5 protein-coding genes and 1 pseudogene are annotated in these 7,452 nt (G+C 28.0%); 1 reads left to right on the plus strand and 5 read right to left on the minus strand.

Annotated elements, in window-relative coordinates:
• Positions 1-306: 306 nt before the first annotated feature.
• Positions 307-564 (plus strand): annotated as a pseudogene (gene rpsT, locus COZ07_RS05830) (30S ribosomal protein S20); the annotation flags it as partial.
• 116 nt (positions 565-680) lie between these two features.
• On the opposite strand, the gene holA reads toward rpsT, so the two are convergent.
• The 5 genes from holA to COZ07_RS05855 all read right to left on the minus strand — a co-directional run.
• Positions 681-1,673 (minus strand): DNA polymerase III subunit delta, encoded by a 993-nt coding sequence (holA, locus tag COZ07_RS05835; protein WP_406607635.1) that lies wholly within the window; start codon positions 1,671-1,673, stop codon positions 681-683.
• A 34-nt stretch (positions 1,674-1,707) separates the two neighbouring features.
• A complete protein-coding gene (locus tag COZ07_RS05840; RefSeq protein ID WP_406607636.1) occupies positions 1,708-4,095 on the minus strand; it encodes a DNA internalization-related competence protein ComEC/Rec2 in 2,388 nt (795 codons plus the stop codon).
• A 5-nt stretch (positions 4,096-4,100) separates the two neighbouring features.
• Positions 4,101-4,730: a ComEA family DNA-binding protein gene (locus COZ07_RS05845; RefSeq protein WP_406607637.1), complete on the minus strand. Its 630-nt coding sequence runs from the start codon at positions 4,728-4,730 to the stop codon at positions 4,101-4,103.
• Positions 4,731-4,906: 176 nt separating this feature from the next.
• Positions 4,907-6,223, minus strand: coding sequence for a bifunctional folylpolyglutamate synthase/dihydrofolate synthase (locus tag COZ07_RS05850; RefSeq protein ID WP_406607638.1), 1,317 nt, complete (start codon positions 6,221-6,223; stop codon positions 4,907-4,909).
• Between the two features lie 2 nt (positions 6,224-6,225).
• Positions 6,226-7,452 (minus strand): class I tRNA ligase family protein (locus tag COZ07_RS05855; RefSeq protein WP_406607639.1); only part of this gene is annotated, 1,227 nt, incomplete at its 5' end.

Genomic DNA, 7,452 nt, shown 5'->3' on the forward strand with positions numbered 1-7,452 from the left:
CAAGGTCTGCCCCTACATATTATATATTACCATTTTCTTCACGAGATACGGGATACGAATTCTGTCTTCTGTCTTCTTCACTATATACTACGATATACGAAATACTATTCTATTCTGTCTCCTGACTCCTGAACTCTATCTCTTCCTTTCTTCACTATATACTCAATACTCGATACTCGATACTCGATACGAATTTGGTTTTTATTTTCCTAACGCGATATTCGATACGAAATAATGCTTGATTTTAAAATAAAATAATGTTAAAATTTAATCAATAAAATAAACATTATAGAAAGGAAAATATTTATGCCCAAAATAAAATCAGCCATAAAAAGAGTTAAAACCTCTGAAAAAAGTTACTTGAGAAATATCTCCTATAAATCAAAAATAAAAAGTAATATTAAAAAATTCGATCTTGCCTTATTAGAAAAAAACAAAGAAGAAACCAATAAATATTTTAAAGATTCTGTTTTATTTTTAGATAAGTCTGTAAATAAAGGTATTTTACCAAAAAATACTGCTTCTCGTAAAAAGTCGAGATTGGCAAAAAAGCTAAATGTTTTAATAATATCTACCCCGCAAACTGAAATTGAAAAAACAACAAAAGCTGAGAAGAAACCAAAAGTTAAAGAAACAATAAAAACTACGGAAAAAACAGAAACTAAAAGTGAATAATATTTCTAATTATCCTGATTTATAATATTCATCACTAATTCTTCTAATATAATTTGAGGTTCTTTTTGGCTATTTTTTAGTTCTAAGTCGGCAATATTTAATAATTGGTAAGATTTACAAATATCTTTAAAAGTATATTTTTTTGATTGCTTTATTATTTTTTCAACCACAAACGAAGGTAGCTTTAATTCTTTCTCTATTTCTTTAAAATTACACCCACTCAGCAGTAATAATTTTATCTGTAGTATAAGTTTTATTTGCCGGTATATCATAGTAAATATAGATAAATAATGAAGATTACTTTGATCTAACTTAACCATACCATCTATGGCGTTTTCTATCTCTCTATTACCTATAGAATCTAAAACTTTGAATAGGTTAACCGACTCCGAGCCACCTATCGTTATCATAATATCTTCTTTTTCTATTATCTTTTGGTCTTTGGTATAAATATCTATCTTTTCTATTTCATTAAAAAGGCGATTTAAATCAGAACCAGTCCAAGATTGTAAATAAAATAACGCTTCCGGACTAATTTTTTTATTACTTTGCTTAAATTTAGCTTCTATCCACCTATTTAATTTCGATTTATCCTGGATATCTAAATTTATTACTATTCCTACTTTTTCGATTATTTTAATTAATTCTTTATTCGAGGTAGTCTCTTTATATATTAAGATTAATATTGAAAAAATGTTTTTAAAATTATAATGGTTAAAATAATTTATTAATTTTTCTTCATCTTCTTTACTAATTTTTTCTGCTTCTTTTATTACTACTAATTTGTATTTGGATATAAAAGGTAATATTTGTAAATCATTTATTATTTCATTTAGGGGTAATTTTTCTCCATAAAATACTTTATAGTTTAATTCTCGAGAGGTAGGAGTAATTAATTTATCGAGAAGTTTTTTTAAAATATTTTCTTTTAAATAATTTTCTTTGCCCAAAAATAGATAAACTGGATATACCCTCTCTTGTTTTATAAGATTTAACATATTTTCATAGTTTAAATAATTTTTTTTAATAATTCTAATTATTTCCTTTCAAGGTTTTTACCCCATATTCTTGTCCATTCGTCCTTATAATCACCGTACCATTTTGATCGGTACGATACACTGCTATATTTTTATCCTTTAATCTTTCTATAATTTTTTCTGAAGGATGGCCAAAATTGTTTTTTCCTACAGAAATAACCGCAATAAGCGGATTAACTTTTTCTAAAAATTCTAAATTAGTTGAAGTTGCACTACCATGATGGGCAACTTTTAAGACATCACTTTTTAGAATGTTTTGCCAGATTAACATTCTTTTTTCAGCAGTCTCTTCTACGTCTCCAGTAAATAGAAATTTTGAATTTTTATAGAATAATTTTATCACAATTGAAGCATTATTAAAATCAGATTCATTATATAAATTTGAAGTATGTATGGGGTTAAGCAAAAGCATCTCTAAATTATTACTAAAAACAAAATTATCCCCGGCTTTAGCCTGATGATAGGGTATATTCTTTTCTTTTATGATGGAGATAAACTCTCTATACTCTGAAACATCACAAATTAATCCACTATCTAAGGCCATATCAACTTTAAATTCTCTTAGTACTGGTAATAATCCTTCTAAATGATCTAAATGAGGATGAGTTAAAATTAACAGGTTAATCTTATTTATCCCTTTTCTCCTTAAATAAGGAATAACCACTTTACCCCCTACATCAAAAGTACTTAGAGGCGTCCCCCCTCCGTCAATTAAAATATTATATTTTTTAGGTGCTTCAATTAAGATACAATCTCCTTCTCCAACATTTATAAAATTTACTTTAAGATTATCTAGGGGAGAAAATACTTGAACTATAATTACCACTAATACAGCTGATAATATTAAAATAGTGGCCTTAATCTTTATTTTGGGCGGAAATATATTTTTATAAAATATTTCTATGGCCAAAAATATCAACAGATAATATAAAAAAATAACAAAAATTGCAGGTTGAGCAGTATATATAAACGAAAAAGGTAGCAAAGAAAAATACTTAGATATTAAAAGGATCATTTTTAAAACAATAAAATTGATATTAGCTATTAGATAAGCCAAAGGAATGCTCACTAGCCCGATAAAGAAAGTGATGAATCCTAATATGAGGGCTATACCGGTTAAAGGAACAATAAAGATATTCACCACAATGGAAATTATTGACACTTTATTAAAAAAATAAGCGGATAATGGAAAAATTCCTATCCAGGAAGCTATTGAAATTGATAAAGGATCTTTAATCCAAACTAATACTTTAGAAAATTGTTCTTGCAAGAGGGGAGATAGATATATTAGAAAAAAAGTAACTATAAAAGATAAAAGAAAACCAGCATCATATAGGACTAAGGGATTTAATAATAAGATTAAAAATGCTGCAAAAAAAAGAGAAAGAAAAAGATTTCTATTTCTGTTGATTAATTTTCCTCCTATTAATAAGGCAAACATAATTGTTGCGCGTAAAACAGAAGGTTGATAGCCAGTAATAGAGGCATATATGATTAAAAATAATATTAAGATAGTAAATTTCAATTTTTTAGGTAATTTTAAGAAATTTAATAAAAAAAATAAGGCAGCAGCGATTATTCCTACATGTAAACCTGAAACTGCTAATATATGCATAATTCCTGCCTCAGCAAATATTTCTTTTATTTCAGGTGGAATAAGACCTTTTTCTCCTAACATCATACCGAGAAGTAGATAATTATATGGCTTTTGTAAAGTTTGTTCTATAATTTTTTTTATTTTATTTCTGATCAACAAAGAAAAATAGGTAAAGAAATTTGAATTTTCTTCTCCTATTTTTTGAATATCTTTTTCGGCCCAGATATTAAGGTAAGTAAAAATTCTTTCTCGGGCTAAATATAATTCATAATCAAATTCACCAAAATTTTTTCGACCTATAGGTTTTTCTAATTTTCCTTTGATTTTAAGTATATCTCCATATTCATAAGGACAATTCCCTAAATAGGTATTCACTAATATTAGACCTTTGGTTCTAATATTATGATCTTCTTGTTCTATCTCCTTTACTTTTACCTTCAAAGAAATTTTTTCTTGATCATAATAATAGTTTTTATCTAATACTGTACCAATAATAGTTATTCTTTTATCTTCTATAAAATTTGCTACATGGTTAGTGCCAATTGGTTTAGAATTTAGATTATAATTAACCATACCGATTAAAAATATTGTTATAAATAATAAAGCAGTGGTTATTTTCCACTGCTTTATAAAACTTATCACCGAAATTAGTATTAATAATATTATCATTATAAATGAAAATATTGAATTAAAATTGATAAATTTACCACAAATTATCCCTAAAATATATAAAGATAAAATTAGGGGTAAGGGTTTAACCGTATTATATTTATTATCGGAAAACATATTTTTTATTGGACACAAATTAAATCTTTAATTCCTTCAAATTTTTTTTCTCCGATTCCAGATACATTTTTTATATCATCAATAACTTCAAATAATCCATTCTGATCCCTATAATCTATTATTCTTTTGGAAAGAACTGGTCCAATTCCAGGCAGAGACTGTAAGGTATGGTCATCAGCAGTGTTAATATTAATTTGGTCAGAAGGAGATGATGAAGAAGAGTATACTTCCTCTATATTTTTAGATATATTTTTATCACTTTCTACCGTAACTTGGTTAGAAATTTTATAGGGAATAATTATTTTTTGTCCATCTTTAAGCAGAGCAGCTAAATTAATTGCATCTGGATTAGCTCTTTCCGTTATCCCTCCCGCAATTTTTACTGCATCAACTACCCTATCCGTTGATTTTAATTGATAAACCCCCGGGTTTTTAACTGCTCCAGAAATGTGAATTATAACGGAAGGAACTTCAACCTTTTCCGCAATATTATTCTCTGAAAAATTTGAGGGTGAATTTAGGGCTAAATTATCTTCATTATTAAAATTTTTATACAAAATTATTCCTATTCCAATCATTATTAATATTAATAAAAAAATTATGGTAATCTTTTCTTGATTAGAAAGGTGGAACATATTTGTTTTCTCCTTACTTTATTACTGAATTTCCTTATTGTAAACTTTTATGCTTTTGTAGGGGTACAATGCCTGCCTGTGCGTGTACGCACGCAGACAGGTCCGCACGCAGACAGGAATTGTGCCCTTCCTGTTTTATTATCTTTTGTTCTTCCTTGGGCGTATGCAATACGCCCCTACATTTTTTGATTTTTCTTTATAAAATATCTCTTTGCTTCACCTACAGTATATAGCGATCCGGTTATACATATTAAATCATCCTCATTGGAATTTGATATAGCATAGTTTATAGCCTGGGGGATATTTTTGGTAACCATTATTTTATTTCGATCTACATATTGCGCTGCTTCTTTAGCAATTATTTGAGGGGAGGTGGCTCGGGGATTTTTTGCTTTAGTAGCAATAATTAAATCCGCTAACGGTGCTATAATTTTAATCATTTTTTTATAATCTTTATCTGCAAAAATTCCTAAGACTAAAATTAGTCTATGATAACCAAATATTTCTTCTAAGGCTTGTTTGACTACCTCTATTCCATTAGGATTATGCGCTCCATCTAATACTAGCATAGGTTTTTTTTGAATTATTTCCAACCTCCCTGACCATTTAACTTTTTCCAGGCCATCTCTTATCGCTTTTTTAGAAATGCATATTCCTTTAATTTTGAGTGCTTCTACAGCTGTGATAGCAGTAGCGGCATTTTCTGCTTGATGTCTTCCTAATAATGGAGTATGTAAATTTATATAATTATTATAAATTCCGTGTAAATTAAATATTATACCTTTAAGATCAGATTTTATTATTTCATACTTTATTTCTCTTCCTACCTTGTAAATAATTGAATTCCTCTGTCGAGCAATTTTATTAATTTCCTGATCAGCTTTCTCAAATTGATCAGAAGTAATTACAATTCCTCCTGATTTTATAATTCCTCCTTTTTCCCTGGCAATCTCCTCTAAACTATTTCCTAATTTATCCATATGGTCATAATCAAGGTGAGTAATAACTGATATTAAAGGTTCACAAACATTTGTGGCATCTAACCTTCCTCCTAATCCTACTTCTAAAACTAAAAAGTCTACTTTTTCTTCCAAAAAGTAGATAAAAGCCATAGCAGTAATAACTTCAAAAAAAGTAGGGTGAGTATAGTAAGGTGTATGAGCTACCTTTTCTACCAAGGGTTTAATTCTTTCTAATAGTGTAGCTACTTTTTTCTGATTTATTGATCTATAATTAATTTTCATCCTTTCAGTGAAATCAACTAAATGGGGAGAAGTATAAAGACCAACTTTAAACCCTTCAGATTGAAGTATTGAACTTATTATTGCAGCAGTTGATCCTTTTCCATTAGTTCCAGCTATATGAATAATATTTAGTTTTTGATGAGGATTACCTAAAAGAAAAAGTAAATATTCAATATTTTTAAGTCCTAATTTTATACCATATTTATTTAAGTCATAAATATATTTTAATGCTTCTGGATAAGTTATCATATTTACCTCAAATCTTTTAGATTGCTTTCTAATTTTTGATAAATATCTTTTAAATCATCCGCCTTATTTCTTTCTTTTTTAATCACCTCTTCTGGGGCTTTAGACAAAAAATCCTCATTATTTATCTTTTTAAAAATAGTATTAAGTTCATTTTTTATTCTGTTTAATCTCTTTTCTAAACGGGCTATCTCTTCTGGAATATTAATTATATCTTTTAAAGGGATAAATATTTCTACTCCCTCTAAAACACCGGTAGCTGAATGTGCTGGTTTTTTAATATCTGTTCCTACCTCCAATAAATTTGTTTTAAGCATTGCTTTGATATAATAAATGTTTTCTTTTATTAATTCTATTTTATCTTTTTCGGTAATGTTTAAATATAAATCAATCTTTGTACTATAAGGAATGTCCATATCTGACTTAATGTTTCGTATAGTTTTAATAATATTCATTATTTTACTCATCTTTATATCTGCCTCTTTATCCAGATATTCTTCTTTATATAGAGGCCAAGGTGAAGACATAATACTATCCCCTTGATGAGGTAGTTTTTGCCATATTTCTTCAGTTATAAAAGGCATAAAGGGATGTAAAAGTCTTAAAGTATTCTCCAAAACAAACCAAAGAATGTATTGAGCTGTCTTTCTTTGTATTTTATCATCTTCCTGATATAATCTTGGTTTAATAAATTCTACATACCAATCACAAAAGTCACTCCAGGTAAATTCGTAGATAGTTTTGGCCGCCTCTCCAAACTTATACTCATTAAGGTAGAAAGTAGACTTTTTTATTGCCTCATTTAATCTGCTAATTATCCAATTATCAGCTAAAGTCATTTTTAAACTATCTTTATTTATCTTATCGATATCAAAATCTACTAAATTCATGATAGAAAATCTCGAAACATTCCATATTTTGTTAGAAAAATTTCTAAATCCTCTAATTCTCTCTTCAGAAAGGCAGATATAATCACCTTGAACAGTTAAGGAAGCAAGGGTAATACGTAAGGTATCAGAACCATATTCATCAATCACTGTTAAAGGATCGATAACATTTCCTTTTGATTTACTCATTTTTTTACCTTCTGCATCTCTAATTAAAGGATTTATATACACTTGCTTAAATGGCACCTCGCCACGAAACTTTAATCCCATCATTATCATTCGAGCTACCCAAAAGAAAATTATATCAAAACCGGTAACCAATACTGAAGTAGGATAAAAACACTT

Source organism: Candidatus Infernicultor aquiphilus (genome assembly GCF_002784285.1).
In the GTDB taxonomy this organism is placed as follows: Bacteria; Atribacterota; Phoenicimicrobiia; order Phoenicimicrobiales; family Phoenicimicrobiaceae; genus Infernicultor; species Infernicultor aquiphilus.

Bases quoted from the DNA above. Each gene is read 5' to 3' on its own strand.
- holA (WP_406607635.1), bottom strand. From the start codon at position 1,673: ATGTTAAATCTTATAAAACAAGAGAGGGTATATCCAGTTTATCTATTT.
- COZ07_RS05840 (WP_406607636.1), bottom strand. From the start codon at position 4,095: ATGTTTTCCGATAATAAATATAATACGGTTAAACCCTTACCCCTAATT.
- COZ07_RS05845 (WP_406607637.1), bottom strand. From the start codon at position 4,730: ATGTTCCACCTTTCTAATCAAGAAAAGATTACCATAATTTTTTTATTA.
- COZ07_RS05850 (WP_406607638.1), bottom strand. From the start codon at position 6,223: ATGATAACTTATCCAGAAGCATTAAAATATATTTATGACTTAAATAAA.